An 18,040-nucleotide genomic window follows, 5' to 3' on the forward strand; every position below is an offset into this window, starting at 1 on the left:
TTGAAAGAACAATTCTTTCACATGTTCCTCAGTAGCTCAATGGTGGAGCAACCGGCTGTTAACCGGTAGGCTGGCGGTTCGAGTCCGTCCTGAGGAGCCATGCTCCTGTAGCTCAGTCGGTAGAGCGCTTCCATGGTAAGGAAGAGGTCGCAGGTTCGATTCCTGTCGGGAGCACCATAGCATATTGGCCCGTTGGTGAAGCGGTTTAACACAGCAGCCTTTCACGCTGTCATACAGGGGTTCGAATCCCCTACGGGTCACCATTTATCTGGAGGATTAGCTCAGCTGGGAGAGCATCTGCCTTACAAGCAGAGGGTCGGCGGTTCGATCCCGTCATCCTCCACCATTTTACTTTTATATTGTCGCGGGGTGGAGCAGTTCGGTAGCTCGTCGGGCTCATAACCCGAAGGTCGCAGGTTCAAATCCTGTCCCCGCAACCAAAGTATGGAGCTGTGGTGAAGTTGGAGTTCACGCCGGTCTGTCACACCGGAGGTCGCGGGTTCGAGTCCCGTCAGCTCCGCCATCTTTTAAAAAGATGATAGTATGAAATAGCATATTTGCCGGTGTAGCTCAATTGGTAGAGCACCTGACTTGTAATCAGGGGGTTGTGGGTTCAAGTCCTATCGCCGGCACCACTTATACATGGGGAGATAGTGAAGTGGCTAAACACGGCAGACTGTAAATCTGCTCCCTCAGGGTTCGGCGGTTCGAATCCGTCTCTCCCCACCATGTATGAGCCATTAGCTCAGTTGGTAGAGCATCTGACTTTTAATCAGAGGGTCGAAGGTTCGAGTCCTTCATGGCTCACCATTTTTTTATGCGGACGTAGCTCAATTGGTAGAGCGTCGCCTTGCCAAGGCGAAGGTCGCGGGTTCGAGACCCGTCGTCCGCTCCATATATGTGCCCTTAGCTCAGCTGGATAGAGCGTTTGACTACGAATCAAAAGGTCGGGAGTTCGAATCTCTCAGGGCACGCCATATTTATTACATATATCGGGAAGTAGCTCAGCTTGGTAGAGTACTTGGTTTGGGACCAAGGTGTCGCAGGTTCGAATCCTGTCTTCCCGACATTTTTATTTTGCCGGGGTGGCGGAATAGGCAGACGCAACAGACTTAAAATCTGTCGGGAGTAATCCCGTACCGGTTCAAGTCCGGTCCTCGGCACCAATATAATGTGCGGGTGTAGTTCAATGGTAGAACTCCAGCCTTCCAAGCTGGTCGCGTGGGTTCGATTCCCATCACCCGCTCCATTGAAATAAGAGATGACCATAAGAAAAGAGTGCCCTTAAAAGGGCACTCTTTTCTTATATAGTGGGCAATTAACCTAACTAATGACAGATGATCAAAATTAATATCAACGAATTTATTGAGTGGAAAATGCTGATTACTAACGAGTTCTTAGATATTAGATCATTGAAATAAAAGCACATCATTTCCAGCTGTAAAAGAAAGAAGCTGAGGATGATGTGCTTTTATAGAATGATTATGCATAAACTAAAGCAAATTATCCATTTTATGCATTGATTTGAGATCATCCATTTTATCTAGTGGTAATGGCAAAAGACTTCTTTATTATTGAGATTGCATAGGTAAGCGAATAAAAAAACGTGTAGATGTACGATTCGATTCACAATAAATACTGCCACTATGTTTTTCAATAATGTTTTTGCAGATCGATAATCCGATACCAGTGTTGTCGTTTTTAGTGGAAAAGAAGGGTTGGAAAAGCTTCTCTACAAGGTCCTGAGGTATTTCTTCTCCATTGTTTTCGACCATGATAGTGAGACTATCTGTATGTCTGTATGTAGATACCTGTACATGCTTGTACGCGTTTGAACTAACGGCATCAATAGCATTGTTTAATAAGTGAATGAGTACCTGAGACAAGCCTTCCTTGTAGCAATATAAATCACAAGGTTCTATACGCATAATTAATGTAACATTCTCAGCATGCAAACGAGGTGTTAACAATATTTCCACCTCATGAAGTAAATCAGTCAATGAAACCTTTTTATATATTTCATCTAATATAGGTTTCTTGCAAAAGCTTAGAAAGCCTGTAATTTGCCGATGAAAGCTATCAAATTCATGTAAGACGACCTGTACATAATTCTCCAAAACATGGTTTCCATCTGTACTTTCTAAAATTAATTTAAGAAAGCCTTCTATCGCACAAAGTGGGTTTCTTAACTCGTGAGCCATATTAGCTGCAATCTTATCAAGCATTTCTAATTTATCATTGTGCAAATAAGAAATGGTTTCTTCCTTTTCACTTAATTCATCTTGTACCAAATCCTCATAGTTTTGCACAGCTTGGTATAAGGCTTCATCAATCAATATCTTTAATCTTTTTTCCATTAAGGAGAGCTCTTGAGAAGAAATGAAATGGAGTGGTATATTTGCTTGGATTTCACCCATATATACATGATAGAGTATTTGAAATGTTTTTAAGGCTAAGGACAAAGGAAGCTTTTCAGACCAAAACCAGTTGCCTATTTCATATGAGGATTCCCGGATGTCTTCTTCATAAGCATCACGCATAAGTAAGAGTGAGATTAGGTAGCAAGGTTTCTCAGCCAATTTTCTAGGCAATGTTACCCGATAGGGATGAAAGAGATCTTCTAACTCATCTAACCATTTATCCGTAATTGTAGGGACTAGCGTTACTAAAAATTTGGAAATTTGCTCATATGTGAGCAATGTAACATCGACCATTACACCTTCACCCTCCTTCATCCTAATCAAGAATACAATTATTTTCAAGCAAAAAATACCCAATTCGTCATAAAATCGTAAGTCAAATTCCGACAAAAGTGAGAGACTTGCGTAAAATGAAGTCAGGTGGTATAACGTTGGCATGTGAGAGAAATGGAAGGAGAAACTAGAATAAAGAATGGGCAAATAACGTAATGATAGTAATAATAGTAAAAAGGAAAAGTGCGAGTCAGATTCGACATTGATCTGCGTGACATCATGTGATGGAGATAACCTCGAATGAAAATGACACTGCTACTGCTGCTCACACTAAATGGGGAGAAACCATGGAAACAAATACTCTAGTCGCTTTATTTCATATTTTTATTATCGATGTGGTTCTAAGTGGAGACAATGCTGTTGTTATCGGGATGGCCTGTCGTGGGCTTTCGCCGATTGATCGAAAGAAAGCAATTCTGTATGGTACGTTAGGTGCTATCATCTTGCGTGTATTACTTACGATTGTGGCTACTTGGATGCTTGCTATTCCTCTGGTAAAAGCAGTGGGAGGAATTATGCTACTCTACATCTCGCTTAAATTGTTAAGAGGAGATGAAGACACAAACGAGGTACAAGTTAGCAAAAGCAGTGGACAGGCAATCAAAACGATTATTTTGGCCGATTTTATTATGAGTTTAGATAATGTATTAGCTGTAGGTGGTGCTGCCGGTGGCGATGTTATCTTAGTGGTGATCGGTCTTGCTTTGAGTATTCCCTTATTGATGTTTGGAAGCAATCTAATTGCTAATCTGCTGGAGCGTTATCCTATCCTTTTATATGTAGGGACAGGTATTCTGGCTTATACAGCTGCTCATATGTTTTTGGAGGACCCTTTTGTCCACGAGAGAATAGCCTCTTATCTTGCTATTCCTAATCAGGCTATTGCTGGTATTATTGTCATAGTCGTATTATTGCTTGGAAAATGGCGTAGTAATCGAATATAGAAGGACAGGCTAGGAGTGTTTGTTATCCTAGCCTGTTTTTTTTGTGCATAAAGAGTAGTGTATGCTGTGTAACATTCATTTTTCATTTGGAAGTCACGGGAAAATTTTGATCTTTTGTAAGCATAAATTAAGGTTTGAAATACCTGAACTACTAAAAATAGAAAAATAGCCCCAGATCATTGCCTGTAGTCATTTATTCCAGGAAATCGAACATATAGATGGTTAGTATCACGATGGACAAGTTGATCTTTACCCAACCTAATAGGGAAACACCTTCGATACTTTTTGAGGGAAATGGTGATACTAACAAAGATTTTGCAAAAAAATAATCGAGAAAAGTGAAAAGGAGGCAAGTTCATTGAATGTAGCTATGCTCACCCTATGGGGAATATGGGATAAGATTTATCACTGCTGCAGAAGACTACATTATATTCAACGAGAACAGAATATTTTTCGCTATACTATCCTTCCATACAGGGGAGAAAAGCTGGAAACGAAAAATGGCTATGTAATTCAAAAGGGAGATCTGGTTATCCGGTTGCATATCCATAATTATTTGTTAGCTAAACGTAGCAAAGGAATACACAGTGATGTACAAATTGGATTAGCGTTAGCTCGTGAAGTCAAAAGGTCTTTGCCTCAATTAGCGAATGTGGTGAAGTCTCATCCAAAGGAGCGAGAGATTAAAGGTATTGTGGGTACAACATTGTTATTTAAAGGCAGTGAACAACTCGGATTTTCTATATCTCCTGTTCCAGACATTTGGTATTTTCGATTTAAACGCTGGTACCTCACTTTATTAAAAATAATGATGCATCCAAGTGGAAGAAAGGCACCTACTTCAATGGAGCCGCTAACACGTGTATATATGGCAAAGGAAGAATTGCTCGACCGATTTTAACCCATAGAGGCTTGCCAATCATTGTATGAGCCATAATTTACTTTTTCTAATTCCTACAGGATAGCTAAATGTTCATGTTAGAAAACATAGCAGGTTGGGGAAAACTGCTAGTTTGAAATGAACGATTTTGTACCATTCTACCTCTTAGAAATGACGAAATGGAATAACGAAAGCATCTGTTCAACTAAAAGGATATAACAGGATTTTTTAGTAATACTAAAATTTCCATAAAAGGAAAAGGATCAATCGACTAAGAAATTACCAAGCTTTTGGTTAAAAATTGCCAGGAATACAGCTAATGAAATTCACACATAGTAAACTTACAAAGCTGGCGAAACGACGTAACAGTCATTTGGAAAAAAGATTTTTTATTCCTACAGGTATGGTTAGTAGCATTGAAAATATAAGGGGAGTCTTTGCATTTTGAATGCTGCTAACGAAACGTTGGTAGCCAAAAATTTAGATTGGAGTGACTAGATATGCCAAACAACAACGGATCTAGCAACAACCTTCTGGTACCTCAAGCAAACCTAGCTCTTGACCAATTGAAATACGAAATCGCTTCTGAATTTGGTGTTCAACTTGGCCCAGACACAACTTCTCGTCAAAACGGTTCTGTTGGTGGAGAGATCACAAAACGTCTTGTAAGCTTTGCTGAGCAACAATTAGCTGGACGTTAATAATTAAATAACTGGATGAAGAAGGCGCCTTTATGGGCGTCTTTTTTTATAGAAATGTCATGAGACTTTTGATCAGAGGAATGGAAACATTTGTGCATTGAAAAAGCTTAGGTATTTAATACAATGGAGAATGAGGCTTATCAACACGGATTGCCACACTTACTTTTGGAGGTTGATGAATGTTACGGAAAATGTTAATTGCGTGTATGACATGTTTGCTCGGAATGCAAGCAGGAGTTATACAGGCAGCAGAAAAAAATGAATCCCAGCAAGAAACGACTTCTACAAACGAACATGAAACGAATACAGATAGATCTGAAGCATCAGAAGTAAATGATGAGTCTAAGAAAAATGGGTCTGAAGATTCAGAACGAGACTCGCTAAAGGACATTGCTGGTCACTCGGCTGAGAAGGAGATTACTTCTTTATATGATAACAAGGTTATTTCTGCCGCAGATGGACTTTTTCGTCCAGATGAAGAGATTACCATGGCCGAATTGATTGTCTTGCTTTTGAAGTGTAAACAAATTGAGCCGGCTACTGCTGGAAAAAGTAGCTTTGGTGACGTATCTATACAAAATTGGGCGGCTCCCTATGCAGAAACAGCTTTTCGTCTAGGTATCGTTCAGGGAACCATTGAGAACGGGAGAAGAGTGCTTAATCCCAACGACTTAGTAGAAAGACAGGAACTGATTGCTATTCTAAATAGAGCAAGCGGTAAAAGCGGAGAAGTAAATAATGTAAAATGGTCAACAACCTATCATACATTAAAAAGCTATCCCGACAGTCAAGATGTTCCTACATGGAGTCAAAGAGAATATGCATATGCCCTGCAAAATGAAAAAACTGAAAAAGCCTTAAATGGAAAGCTGGAGCCTGAAAGGAAGGTAACTCGGGCAGAAGCGGCTAGCCAGATATATTACTCCTTATTTTTACCTGATAAACAAGAGGATTCATTAAAAAATACAGCTCCTGTGGAGTTTCCTTATAAACGTGTCCTACAAGTAAAAACTACGGCCTATGACTTCACGAATGGACCTACGAAGGGTTACCTTGGCTGGGACCTACGCGAGGGGATTGTCGCTGTTGATCCTTCTGTAATTCCGCTTGGAACCCACTTATTTATCGAGGGTTACGGGTATGCTGTAGCGGCTGACATAGGATCGAAAGTAAAAAAGAATCATATTGATTTGTTCATGACTTCTCCTCAAAAGGCGAGAGATCATGGAATTAAGCAAGCAAAGGTGTATATCTTGAATTAACTGGTCATATTTGCCTCCCAAATCGCTCATACTACAAAAAGCGAAGGGGGGCTTTTTTTATGAATTGGTTTTTAGGATTACTAGCTGTACTTTTTCTTCTATTGATCATAATAATGATTACCCCAATAAAAATTTTTCTTCATTATCATCGAAAACAGGAACATGATGTTTTAACCATACATATCCGAGTTTGGAAATTGATTAAAATCGATTATGAGCTACCCATGATTAACCTCACCTTCAATAAAAATAACCAGCCTGAAGTAATGGCTAAAATAAAGAAGAAGGGCGATGTTGTATCCAATGCGGAAAGTAAGAAAAGTATTGATACGGAGGATGTCGATCGATGGGTGCATCGAGTCCATGAATTGATTGAACGTGTTCAGGATCTTTACCCAATCCTATGCCAAGCTCTTCGTCATGTGTATTGTGAAAAATTACAATGGCAAACCACAATCGGGGTAGGCGATGCAGCAGCAACCGGGACTCTGACCGGTGTCATTTTGGGGATTAAAAATATGCTGGCATCAATGCTCTCTTATTACATTTCTTTGCAGGAAATGCCTCGTATTAGCGTAGAGCCTATGTGGAATGCTACTATCATCCGAACCGAACTTTCTTGTGTTCTTTTCTTTCGGGTAGGACACGTTATTGTTGCGTTAGTTCGTATCGTAATTAAAATGAAGAAAGGGAGTGCGAGGAAATGGCAGATCACCCCATACAGGGCTTAATGAAGACCACCATGGAAAATTTAAAGCATATGGTGGATGTCAATACCATTATTGGTGATCCGGTTGAAACACCGGATGGCAGCGTTATCTTACCCATTTCTAAAGTAGGCTTTGGTTTTGCTTCTGGGGGTAGTGAATTCAAGATTGCTGGAGACCATCATCCTGATCACAGCCATCCGTTTGGTGGAGGTAGTGGTGGAGGTGTGTCTATTACTCCAGTTGCTTTTCTGGTTGTGGGTAAACAAGGTGTTCGTTCTATCCCACTGGAGAATTCGACCCATTTATACGATCGTATCCTGGATTCGCTTCCACAAATTGTGGATAAGTTCTCAGGTATGTGTAATAGTAAGAAAAATCAAAGCGAAGAAAGCTGTTCACATACCGGAACATATACACATCCAGTGCATGAGGATCTAGGGGATTTGCTTGATAAGCAATAACATGTGGATAGTATCACTGATAAAAAAAGAGCCGTTGAGGAAGTATTCCTCAACAGCTCTTTTTTAACTGCATGATTATTGTTCTAATTCAACTAACAGATCTCCTACTTCAATACTGTCTCCTTCATTGACGTGAATAGCTTTAATTGTTCCGTCAGCAGGGGCCTGAAGGGTAGTCTCCATTTTCATTGCTTCACTTACAATTAAATTATGTCCACGGGAGATGGAATCGCCTGGTTTTACTAATACCTTTAGGATTTTTCCTGGCATAGAAGCTCCAATATGGCCTGGATTTTTACGATCAGCCTTTAAACGTACGGAGGCTGATACTTGTGCAGAGAGATCACGTACTGTAATAATTCGGTTTTGACCATTCAAATCAAAGTTTACTTTACGTGTTCCATCAGGCAGCACTTCTCCAATATTGTTTAGCTTAATGATTAGGGTCTTTCCTTGTTCAATCGTAACAGAGGTTTCTTCACCTAAACGCAAGCCATAGAAGAAGGTAGATGTTTCTAAATTAGACAAATCACCATATAACTTGGAGGTTTGTTCATATTGTAGGAACACTTGTGGATACATGATGTATGATAAGACTTCCAGATCATTTACCTTACGCTCCACTTTTTCTTCTACCTCTTGTTTTACTTTGTCAAAATCGATAGGGGAAAGCAATTCACCAGGTCGGCATGTAAATGCTTTTCGTCCTTTTAAAATAATTTGTTGCAGCTTTTCTGGGAAACCATTAGGCGGCTGCCCTAGATAGCCTTGGAAGAATTGAATGACACTGTCTGGGAAATCAATTCGATCTCCTTTTTCATAAATATTTTCTTCATCCAAATCATTTTGGACCATAAACAGAGCCATATCGCCAACTACTTTGGAAGACGGTGTTACTTTTACAATATCGCCAAACATTTTATTGACAGTGCTGTACATTTTCTTCACTTCGTCCCAGCGACCTTCTAAGCCAACAGCCTTTGCTTGCTGTTCCAAATTAGAATACTGACCACCTGGCATTTCGTGTTGGTAAACCTCAGCACTAGTGGATTTCATATCACTGGCAAACCCCTGGTACATCGGACGGACATCTTCCCAGTAGTCGGATAGCTTATTGAAGCCGTCTAGATCAAGCTTTGTATCCCGTTCAGTTCCTTCTAGTAGAGCTACAAGGGCATTGAGGCTTGGCTGAGAGGTAAGACCAGACATTGAGCTTACGGAAGCATCTACAATATCTACCCCTGCTTCAATAGCTTTAACCAGCGTAGCACCACCATTACCAGAGCTGTCATGTGTATGCAGATGGATAGGTATGCTGATCTCCTGCTTTAGAGCATGGACAAGCTGGTAAGCGGCATATGGTTTTAAGAGTCCGGCCATGTCCTTGATCGCAAGGATGTTAGCTCCTGCCTTTTCAAGCTGCTTGGCAAGCTCTACGTAATAGGATAAAGAGTATTTGGTGCGACTTGGATCAAGAATATCGCCTGTATAGCAAATTGCTGCTTCAGCGACCTTGCCTGATTCGCGTACAGAATCAATGGCTAGCTCCATGCCAGGCAGCCAGTTCAGGCTGTCAAAAATCCGGAATACATCAATACCATTCTCAGCAGATGCTTTAATAAATGCCTTAACCGCATTGTCTGGGTAATTGGTGTAGCCTACCGCATTTGCTCCGCGCAACAGCATTTGGAATAGGATATTTGGAATTTTTTCGCGCAATAGACGCAAGCGTTCCCATGGTGATTCACTCAAGAAGCGCATGCTGGTATCGAATGTTGCACCGCCCCACATTTCCAAGGAGAATAAATCTCCGCCCATTTTACCCGTTGCTTCGGCAATCGCAAGCATATCGTAGGTACGCACTCTTGTAGCAAATAAGGACTGATGGGCATCACGGAAGGTGGTATCTGTCAGTAAAACTTTATTTTGGGCTTGAATCCATTTGGTTAAGCCTTCAACGCCTTCCAGCTCCAAAATTTGTTTTGTACCGGCTGGATAAGGCTGATCAAACGGTGTTTTTGGCACGCGAGGAGAATGAAATAGCGGCTTCTCCTCCTTAGATAGCCCAGGGTAGCCATTAACTGAGATATTTCCAATGTAATTAAGCAATCGTGTACCACGGTCCTGCACACCAGGGAATTTGAATAATTCCGGCTTCGAATCAATAAAGGATGTATTGTAATTACCGGATAAGAAATCAGGATGTGTTACTACGTTTTTCAAGAATGGTAGATTGGTTTTAACACCGCGAATCCGAAACTCTCGTAAGCTACGGAGCATTTTGCGCGAGGCTTGCTCAAATGTATTCGCATAGGTACAAATTTTAACCAGCAGGGAGTCGTAGTATGGTGTAATGACAGCCCCAGGGTATCCGTTGTTTCCGTCCAAGCGCACGCCGAATCCTTCACCAGAACGCCAAGCCAGCAATTTTCCGGCATCAGGGATAAAGCCGTTTTCTGGATCTTCTGTTGTAACGCGACATTGGATGGCATAGCCGCTCATCTTAATGTCATTTTGCGAAGTAATACCGATTTGGGGATCGCTTAAATGTAAGCCCTCTGCAACTCGAATTTGGGTTTGTACGATATCGATGCCAGTAATCAGCTCCGTAATCGTATGTTCTACCTGAATTCGTGGGTTTACCTCAATAAAATAGAACTTATTATCCGGTGTAAGTAAGAACTCAACGGTTCCAGCGTTCGAATAACCAGCCGTTTTCATTAAGGTTAGAGCGGCCTGACAGATTTCTTCACGTAGCTCATCAGAGAGTGTTGTACTTGGTGCTACTTCAACGACTTTTTGATGTCTGCGCTGAATAGAACAATCGCGCTCAAATAAGTGGACCAAGTTACCATACTGATCTCCTATGATTTGTACTTCAATATGTTTTGGATTCTCAAGATATCGTTCCAGATAAACCTCTGCGTTACCAAAAGAAGAGTTGGCTTCTGAACGGGCTCTTTCCAAGCCTTCCTGCAATTCCTCCGGTCCTCGAACAATTCGCATGCCTCGACCGCCGCCGCCAGATACCCCTTTGATAATGATAGGGAAACCTGCTTGGCGCGAAAACTCCAAGGCTTCATCCAACGATTCAATGGACTCTTCTGTACCTGGAATGACTGGGATACCAGACTCAATTGCCAGTTTCCGGGCTTCTACTTTATCGCCAAATTTCTTGATTAGATCGGAAGAGGGACCAATAAAAATAATTCCTTCTTCCTTACAACGACGCGCAAACTCCTCATTTTCCGATAAGAAGCCATAACCAGGATGGATAGCATCGATATTGTGTCTTTTCGCAATCTCAATGATTCCCTCGATATCCAGATAAGCTTCAATCGGGCCTTTTCCCTCACCAATTAAGTAAGATTCATCGGCTTTGAATCGATGAAGTGAAATATTGTCTTGCTCAGAGTAAATGGCAACAGTACGGATTGATAACTCAGTAGCGGCACGGAAAATACGAATCGCAATTTCTCCGCGGTTGGCTACTAGCAGTCTTTTAATTTTTCTCTGCTCCATGATTTTTCTCCCCTATCGTTATGTAAGTGGTAGGTAAACATCTCTATCATGTGCTTTCTTTCCATGATACAGAAAAACACCTGTATTTACATTATTTTTCGTACCATTTTTCTTGCCTTTTCAGCTAATGAGACAAATTCGTGACTTTATCTACAACTATACCCAAAAAAGGGGATTTTGAACAAAACGATAAAGAAGTTAATTGTTATTTGTTTTTGTAAGTATGATCGGAATAACTAAATTAGAGAGGAAACCTACTTTTCTTCTCCTACGAAACATTATAAAATAGGTTAGCGTTGAACAAAAGAATCATAGATTGCACAGTTTATGGTAATGTGAATAGGAGAATACATAATATGAAACTAATGATCGTGGTGGTGGTTACCATGTTGATTAGCTGTGTAGAAACGGTCTCTTATGCTGCGAGGCTTTCTGGTGCGCGCACAGGGAAAATTGGCGCTTCCACTTCGCTATTCAACATATTGGTGTTATTCGCCCGGTTTGCTGTTATGAGTCAGTCCATTCTGTTGGCCTCTATGCTTGAAGCTGTTACACGCTTTAAGGATAAAATTCCACTCATGAACTACGAGGAGTTAATCAATGATTTATTAATAAATTTTCGTGTTGTTCTGTTCGGAATGAGTATGGGCATTGTGCTGGGGATGTTTCTGTTGCCTACCGTTGCACGTGTGCTGGCCATTGGTACACGCAAATTGGATAAGCATGGCAGTGTCCCTAAAATTTTTCGTAGTGAAGGCATTCTGCGTCTATTTTGGAAAATGCCCTCTCAGTTTTGGATTCCATCGTTTCGAAATAATTGGCAGATTATAAAAGAAACCCGCATCGGTGCTAATTTCTTTTGGATGAATGCCGTTATTTTTTCTTTTTATTCCATTGCTATCTTATCTTCGCTGTATGCAGGGGTTCTTGTACCTGATCATCGTACGGTAGCAAACCAAATGGCTACGGTCATTAATGGGGTAGGAACCATTTTATTGGTTATTTTTGTTGATCCGATTTGTTCAAAGCTGCTTGATGATGTAGTTAGCGATGCCCGACCTTATAGGGATCTAAAGGTTACGGTTTTTCACCTCGGTGCTGGACGGTTGGTCGGTACAGTAATTGCACAAGTTTTACTATTTCCATTTGCCTACTTAATATCACTGATTGCACCACATATTTAGTAAGAAAAAAGAAGAGAACTGGCATGTACATGCGGTCTGTAACGGCGCAATTCCTCTCGAAAATGGGGAATGCGCTTTTTTTGTTGTTTTATCTAGGGTGAATTCTGGGGGTGTACAGAGAAAATTCTGATAGACGTGAAAAAAGGCAGTAATCAGGGTTATTTTTAAAGAGTAAATAAATTTCTGCCTATGTTAGGTGCTGTAAGACGGATGATAAAATTAAATTGATCTAATCCTGATCTGGACGGTGTATTCAGCATGAAACGGTTTACCGCTTCTTTTTTTTGTCCAAAATGGGGAGAGGAGGGAATCATATGGACCTGCTAAGAAGAGAGCCAGTGGAGATTTGGAGATTACTTATTCCACGAAAACAGTGGTTATTTGCTCAAGATACTGATCCCAGTGAATTTATTTTTGGCTATCGAGATAAAGTATACGTGGTTAACGAGGATGGTTCTGTGATTTCACTGCCTAGACCCCTACATATAGAGCGGATGAGCGTGGTTCAACTACTCGATTTAATGGTGATGGGATCAGGTGCATTTGATTACGATGATAATGGTATCTTTGATGTTGGCGGAGTGCTAAAGGATATGGGGTATATGGCGGCCATCGGATCAGAGAAGCACGATTATCAGATAGAGATTGTGAATACTCTTGATCCTGATAAGATGATTAGCAGCTATGTACTAAAGGGCGTAAGCTTTACTTTTGCCCTCTATCACGCTATTCTGCGATGTCATGAGTTAAATCTGAAAAGTGACGGGCTATTTGAACATGAGGTTAAAGAAATTGTAAAGATTGAACCTAGAAAATATAAACCTAAACGCTATTTACATTAAGAATTACATTTTTAAACTTTTTGATAGTGAAAAGTTTCAAAAAAACATGTATGATAATTGTACTACATAGTTACAAAGTTAGAGGAGGGCTATCTATGTCTGCAATTGAACGTCAAGGTGTCGTTACTTTTAAAGATCAACCAGTTACACTGCTAGGTCCAGAAATTAAAGTGGGAGATACAGCTCCTGAGTTTTCCGTGCTTGCAAACAACCTAAGCCCAGTTACACTGGCTGATTCCAAAGGAACGGTCCGTCTTATTTCTGTAGTGCCATCCTTAGATACAGGTGTTTGCGATCAACAAACTCGCCGTTTTAATGAAGAGGCAGCGAAGCTAGACAATGTAACAATTTTGACCGTTTCTGTTGATTTGCCATTTGCGCAAACACGTTGGTGCGGAGCGGCTGGCATTGATAAAGTTCAAACGGTATCAGATCATCGCGATCTTTCCTTCGGTTTGGCTTATGGGGTAGTTATTAAGGAACTTCGTTTATTGTCCCGTGCCGTATTCGTAGTAGATTCTAATGATAAAGTTGTTTACGTAGAATATTTGCCAGCAGTAGGCCAGCATCCTAATTACGAAGCAGCAATTGAAGCGGTAAAAGCAGCAAAATAAGGAAAAAGCATTCGCGGTTTCTTTATTCATAAAGGAAAGGAAAAGCCCTCTCGAATTCGAGAGGGCTTTTTTATATTTGGAAAAGTTAAGTACAGTAAAAAAATTTAGCATTTAATTATAAAGATTTTAAATGGTTTTTTTGCATGAATAATTGATAACAATTGGTAAAATTATTGACTTTTATAGATGTGCTACCCCATAATATGGATAAAAATGTTTTTATAAAATTTTAATTTATCTCATAATTCATTCAACTACTCGTGCAAAGCAGGTGACGTATGGAGAAAAAGCAGACAGAACCTTTGCTGGAAGTCTCTAACCTAGAAGCTGGATTCCGCATTAACAAACAATTTTATAATGCGGTGGACGGTGTTTCCTTTTCGGTTGATCCTGGCAAAGTGATTTGTATCGTTGGAGAATCAGGGTGTGGAAAGAGTGTCATGTCGTTATCCATTATGGGATTGCTGCCAAAGGAAACAGGAAGAGTGGCTAACGGAAGCATTCTTTTCCAAAATAAAAATTTGGTGGGACTCACAGCGGATGAATTGAATAAGATACGTGGGAAAGAGCTGGGGATGATCTTTCAGGAGCCGATGACAGCCTTAAATCCCGTGTTTACGATCGGGTTCCAAATAGAAGAGGTTTTGTTCAATCATCTGAAAATTTCGAAAAGTGAAGCGAGAACTCGGTCCATTGAATTGCTTTCACATGTTGGAATCCCGCGGCCGGAAAAACTGGTGGACCAATATCCTCATCAGCTTTCGGGAGGAATGAGGCAACGGGTTATGATCGCCATGGCCATTGCATGTCAGCCAAAGCTACTGATTGCCGATGAGCCTACGACTGCCTTGGATGTTACGATTCAAGCACAGATTTTAGAACTATTACGCGACATTCAATCTAAGAGCGGGATGTCTGTCATGCTGATTACACATGACCTAGGAGTAGTAGCTGAAATGGCAGATGAAGTAATGGTCATGTATGCCGGTAAAATTGTGGAGCAAGGCAGTGTGGACCAAATTTTCTATGAGCCAAAGCACCCATACCTACAGCTCTTGTTAGAATCTATTCCAAAGCTCGATGAAGACAAAGACCGACTGTATTCCATAAAGGGGATAGTGCCGTCACTGGTCAACATGCCAAGGACAGGATGTAGATTCGCTTCCCGATGTCCAATGGTCATGCCAGAGTGTACCGCGGTCTCGCCAGAGCTAGGCGATATTGGTGATTCACATAAAGTTCGTTGCCTACTTTACCCTCAAAGCCAACCTAACGAAATTGCGGAGGCGTCGCTATGAACCAAACCACTGCTGATACAAAAAGCAAGACGTTGTTAGAAGTTAAGAACCTAAAAAAATATTATCCCATCACGGGCGGGTTATTTAAACGAAAAATTGGAGAAGTGAAGGCAGTCGACGATATTTCCTTTGTCCTAAGAGATGGAGAAACACTTGGACTGGTAGGGGAATCTGGCTGTGGAAAATCGACAGCAGGACGAACCATTTTGCGGTTAACCGATCCGACAGCAGGTAGCATTCACTTTGATAATAAGGACATTACAAGCATGAAAGGCAAACCGCTGTGGGATACTCGCCAACATATGCAGATGGTTTTTCAAGACCCCTATGCTTCATTAAATCCTAAGATGATGGTAGGACATCTGGTAGCTGAACCAATCCGAAATTACACCAATCGACCGGAAAAAGATATAAAAGCTGAGGTAATGGAACTGCTTATACGTGTCGGGTTACCAGAAGAAGCTTATTATAAATATCCTCATGAATTTTCTGGTGGTCAACGTCAACGGGTTGGCATTGCAAGAGCGTTAGCACTAAAGCCTAAATTAATTTTGGCAGACGAGCCTGTTTCGGCTTTGGATGTATCAGTCCAATCACAGGTCTTGAATCTTTTGCAGGATTTGCAAGAGGAATTTAAATTATCCTATTTGTTTATCGCTCATAACTTAAGCGTTGTTAAACATATTAGTGATCGGATAGGGGTTATGTATCTCGGGCGGTTAGTAGAAGTGACCGATAAGCATAGCTTGTATAAAGAGCCATTGCATCCATACACACAAGCGCTACTATCTACAATTCCTGTACCAGATCCACGAGCTAGATTCAATCGAGAGAGAATTATTTTACAAGGGGATGTTCCTTCACCAGAGAAGCCGCCTAGTGGCTGTGCGTTTCATCTTCGCTGTCCATACGTGAAGCAGGAGTGTAAAGAGATAAAACCGAGCTTAAAGGAGGTGAGTGAAGGACATCAGGTTGCTTGCCATTTATATTAGTCAACTAACTCTAATCAGAATATAGTAAGGGGGATTTATTACATGAAAAAGAAAAATATGATTGTCCTATCAGCTCTTTTAGCTTTATCGATGGGCGTAGTAGGCTGTTCGAAGCCGGCTAATACAACACAAACCAAATCAACTGAGCCAACACAAGCAACTGCCACTGAACAGCAGCCTAAGGATGGTGGAAAAATTGTCTATGCTTATGAAAGTCCGTTTCAAGGCTTATTGGATCGTGGCTTTTATGAAGGAGATGACGACGATCGCATCCTGCGCTTTATGACAGACTCCTTGCTGGATACAGGAGATGATTTAAAAACCTATGCGAAAATTGCTTCTTGGAAAGAAAGCACCGACCATTTAACCTATACGTTTACCTTTAAAAAGGGTGTAAAATGGCACAATGGTGATGAGTTAACGGTAGAGGACTGGTTATATGCCTTTGAGGTAATAGGGCATAAGGATTATAAAGGCTCACGCTATTCTAATGTAAAAATGATTGAAGGAATGGATGAATACAATAAGGGAATTGCAAAAACCATTTCCGGTGTAAAAATTATTGATCCGTATAATATTGAAATCAAACTGAAAAAGCCGATGGTGAATTTCTTAGATAATATTTGGTCGAATCCAATGCCCAAAAAATATTATGCAGGCATTTCTGTAAAAGACCTCCCAAATTCTCCAAAAGTTCGTCAGCAACCGATTGGACTTGGACCCTTTAAAGTGAAAAAAATTCAACCAGGTGAGTTTGTTGAATTAGAACGCTTTGATGATTACTGGCAAGGCAAACCTCATTTGGATGGGATTATATATAAAGTTATTGATGGAAAATTAGCAAATAGCTTGTTGAAAAAAGGCGAAGTTGACATTATGGCAATTCCTCGTTCCCAGGTTAAAGAGATAGAAAAAAATGATAATTTGATATTGAAGGAACAGGATGAGCTTGCGTATAGCTATATTGGATTTAAGCTAGGTCACTGGGATGAAAAGCAAAGGAAAAATGTAATGGATAATCCAAAATTTGCTGATAAGCGGTTACGCCAAGCAATGGCCTATGCTCTGGACCGTAAGGCGTTGGCTGAGGCATTTGAAAATGGCAAGGCTGAACCGCTTAACTCACCAATGCCACCTGTAAGCTGGGCAAAGGTTCCGGCTGATCAAATTAATGCGTACGAATATAATCCTGAGAAAGCAAAGCAGTTGCTTGATGAGGCTGGATATAAAGATATTAATGGGGACGGATTCCGTGAAGATCCTCAAGGTAAAAAATTCACAATTAATTATGATGCGATGACACGTGATGAGACTGCTGAGCCTCGAGCACAAGCAGTCATGCAATTCTGGAAAGAGGTAGGATTGGATGCAAAACTAAATGGTGGAGCATTAAAAGAATTTAACCTCTTTTATCGAACAGTCGAAAAAGATGAGCCAAGTGTGGAGGTGTTCGCCGGAGCTTGGTCGTTAGCAAATGATCCTGATCCAACAGGCTTATGGAAAGCAGATGATCTCTGGAATTATCCTCGATGGGTAAATCCAGAATCAGATAAATTGATTGAAGAAGGAATCAGTGAGAAAGCTTTTGATGAAAATTATCGCAAAGAGGTTTATTATAAGTGGCAAAAATTGGTTAACGAAGAAGTGCCGATGATTATCATGCACGCTCGAAAGGATATCACTGCAGTCAACAAACGTCTACAAGGTGTTCGCACCAACTCCTTTACCAATCAAATAGATACTCATAAATGGTGGGTTACCAACTAAAACAGCTGTAGAACAAGGGGAGTGTACGAATGGTTGCGTTTGCGCTGCGGAGATTTTTAACCATGATTCCAATTCTGATTCTGATCTCCATTGCGGTGTTCACCCTGGCA

At 40.8% G+C, this 18,040-nt stretch carries 14 protein-coding genes and 14 tRNA genes; 26 read left to right on the plus strand and 2 right to left on the minus strand.

The annotated features are described in order from the left end of the window. Window positions 1–25: 25 nt before the first annotated feature. From AYJ08_RS18455 to AYJ08_RS18520, 14 genes are all read left to right on the plus strand, one after another. Window positions 26–100 (plus strand) — tRNA-Asn (locus AYJ08_RS18455). Window position 101: 1 nt separating this feature from the next. Beyond that, a tRNA-Thr gene (locus AYJ08_RS18460) sits at window positions 102–177 on the plus strand. 9 nt (window positions 178–186) lie between these two features. After that, window positions 187–263 (plus strand) — tRNA-Glu (locus tag AYJ08_RS18465). 7 nt (window positions 264–270) lie between these two features. Further along, window positions 271–346, plus strand: a tRNA-Val gene (locus AYJ08_RS18470). A gap of 17 nt (window positions 347–363) precedes the next feature. Continuing rightward, window positions 364–440: transfer RNA gene (locus tag AYJ08_RS18475), tRNA-Met, on the plus strand. Between the two features lie 6 nt (window positions 441–446). Beyond that, a tRNA-Asp gene (locus AYJ08_RS18480) sits at window positions 447–523 on the plus strand. 36 nt (window positions 524–559) lie between these two features. Next, a tRNA-Thr gene (locus AYJ08_RS18485) sits at window positions 560–635 on the plus strand. A 9-nt stretch (window positions 636–644) separates the two neighbouring features. Next, window positions 645–729, plus strand: a tRNA-Tyr gene (locus AYJ08_RS18490). 5 nt (window positions 730–734) lie between these two features. Then, a tRNA-Lys gene (locus AYJ08_RS18495) sits at window positions 735–810 on the plus strand. Between the two features lie 9 nt (window positions 811–819). After that, window positions 820–895: transfer RNA gene (locus AYJ08_RS18500), tRNA-Gly, on the plus strand. Between the two features lie 5 nt (window positions 896–900). Beyond that, window positions 901–977, plus strand: a tRNA-Arg gene (locus tag AYJ08_RS18505). A 16-nt stretch (window positions 978–993) separates the two neighbouring features. Continuing rightward, window positions 994–1,067: transfer RNA gene (locus AYJ08_RS18510), tRNA-Pro, on the plus strand. Between the two features lie 12 nt (window positions 1,068–1,079). Beyond that, window positions 1,080–1,166 (plus strand) — tRNA-Leu (locus AYJ08_RS18515). A gap of 9 nt (window positions 1,167–1,175) precedes the next feature. Continuing rightward, window positions 1,176–1,249 (plus strand) — tRNA-Gly (locus AYJ08_RS18520). A gap of 322 nt (window positions 1,250–1,571) precedes the next feature. On the opposite strand, the gene AYJ08_RS18525 is transcribed toward AYJ08_RS18520, so the two are convergent. Next, window positions 1,572–2,714 carry a sensor histidine kinase gene (locus tag AYJ08_RS18525; protein ID WP_064018943.1) on the minus strand — a complete coding sequence of 381 codons (1,143 nt, stop codon included), beginning with the start codon at window positions 2,712–2,714 and terminating at the stop codon, window positions 1,572–1,574. Window positions 2,715–2,977: 263 nt separating this feature from the next. On the opposite strand from AYJ08_RS18525, the gene AYJ08_RS18530 reads away from it, so the two are divergent. The 6 genes from AYJ08_RS18530 to ytfJ all read left to right on the plus strand — a co-directional run bounded on the left by AYJ08_RS18530 (window position 2,978) and on the right by ytfJ (window position 7,711). Then, window positions 2,978–3,697: a TerC family protein gene (locus tag AYJ08_RS18530; protein WP_064018944.1), complete on the plus strand. Its 720-nt coding sequence runs from the start codon at window positions 2,978–2,980 to the stop codon at window positions 3,695–3,697. 358 nt (window positions 3,698–4,055) lie between these two features. Beyond that, complete coding sequence (locus AYJ08_RS18535) at window positions 4,056–4,598, plus strand: YkoP family protein (RefSeq protein WP_064018945.1); 543 nt, start codon at window positions 4,056–4,058, stop codon at window positions 4,596–4,598. Window positions 4,599–5,077: 479 nt separating this feature from the next. Beyond that, window positions 5,078–5,278, plus strand: a complete 201-nt coding sequence (locus AYJ08_RS18540; protein ID WP_003338677.1) for an alpha/beta-type small acid-soluble spore protein — start codon at window positions 5,078–5,080, stop codon at window positions 5,276–5,278. Between the two features lie 179 nt (window positions 5,279–5,457). Continuing rightward, window positions 5,458–6,540, plus strand: coding sequence for a 3D domain-containing protein (locus AYJ08_RS24820; RefSeq protein WP_064018946.1), 1,083 nt, complete (start codon window positions 5,458–5,460; stop codon window positions 6,538–6,540). A gap of 59 nt (window positions 6,541–6,599) precedes the next feature. Then, window positions 6,600–7,271, plus strand: a complete 672-nt coding sequence (locus tag AYJ08_RS18550) for a DUF2953 domain-containing protein (protein WP_064018947.1) — start codon at window positions 6,600–6,602, stop codon at window positions 7,269–7,271. Then, window positions 7,244–7,711, plus strand: coding sequence for a GerW family sporulation protein (gene ytfJ, locus AYJ08_RS18555; protein WP_064018948.1), 468 nt, complete (start codon window positions 7,244–7,246; stop codon window positions 7,709–7,711). Before AYJ08_RS18550 ends, ytfJ begins: the two co-directional genes overlap by 28 nt. 75 nt (window positions 7,712–7,786) lie before the next feature. On the opposite strand, the gene pyc is transcribed toward ytfJ, so the two are convergent. Then, the gene (pyc, locus tag AYJ08_RS18560) at window positions 7,787–11,233 is read right to left on the minus strand and encodes a pyruvate carboxylase (RefSeq protein ID WP_064018949.1); all 3,447 of its coding nucleotides are present in this window, start codon (window positions 11,231–11,233) and stop codon (window positions 7,787–7,789) included. Window positions 11,234–11,589: 356 nt separating this feature from the next. On the opposite strand from pyc, the gene AYJ08_RS18565 reads away from it, so the two are divergent. The 6 genes from AYJ08_RS18565 to opp4A all read left to right on the plus strand — a co-directional run bounded on the left by AYJ08_RS18565 (window position 11,590) and on the right by opp4A (window position 17,930). Further along, window positions 11,590–12,417, plus strand: a complete 828-nt coding sequence (locus tag AYJ08_RS18565) for a lipid II flippase family protein (RefSeq protein WP_064018950.1) — start codon at window positions 11,590–11,592, stop codon at window positions 12,415–12,417. 314 nt (window positions 12,418–12,731) lie between these two features. Next, window positions 12,732–13,259 (plus strand): hypothetical protein, encoded by a 528-nt coding sequence (locus tag AYJ08_RS18570; protein ID WP_064018951.1) that lies wholly within the window; start codon window positions 12,732–12,734, stop codon window positions 13,257–13,259. A gap of 95 nt (window positions 13,260–13,354) precedes the next feature. Next, window positions 13,355–13,873, plus strand: coding sequence for a thiol peroxidase (gene tpx / locus AYJ08_RS18575; RefSeq protein ID WP_064018952.1), 519 nt, complete (start codon window positions 13,355–13,357; stop codon window positions 13,871–13,873). 278 nt (window positions 13,874–14,151) lie between these two features. Continuing rightward, entirely contained in the window at window positions 14,152–15,171 is a 1,020-nt protein-coding gene (locus AYJ08_RS18580; protein WP_064018953.1) for an ABC transporter ATP-binding protein, read from the plus strand. Then, a complete protein-coding gene (locus tag AYJ08_RS18585; protein ID WP_064018954.1) occupies window positions 15,168–16,163 on the plus strand; it encodes an ABC transporter ATP-binding protein in 996 nt (331 codons plus the stop codon). Before AYJ08_RS18580 ends, AYJ08_RS18585 begins: the two co-directional genes overlap by 4 nt. Before the next feature lie 42 nt (window positions 16,164–16,205). Continuing rightward, window positions 16,206–17,930 carry an oligopeptide ABC transporter substrate-binding protein gene (opp4A, locus tag AYJ08_RS18590; RefSeq protein ID WP_064018955.1) on the plus strand — a complete coding sequence of 575 codons (1,725 nt, stop codon included), beginning with the start codon at window positions 16,206–16,208 and terminating at the stop codon, window positions 17,928–17,930. The last annotated feature ends 110 nt before the right edge of the window (window positions 17,931–18,040 follow it).

The organism is Brevibacillus sp. SKDU10, assembly GCF_001645205.1.
GTDB lineage: Bacteria > Bacillota > Bacilli > Brevibacillales > Brevibacillaceae > Brevibacillus_B > Brevibacillus_B halotolerans.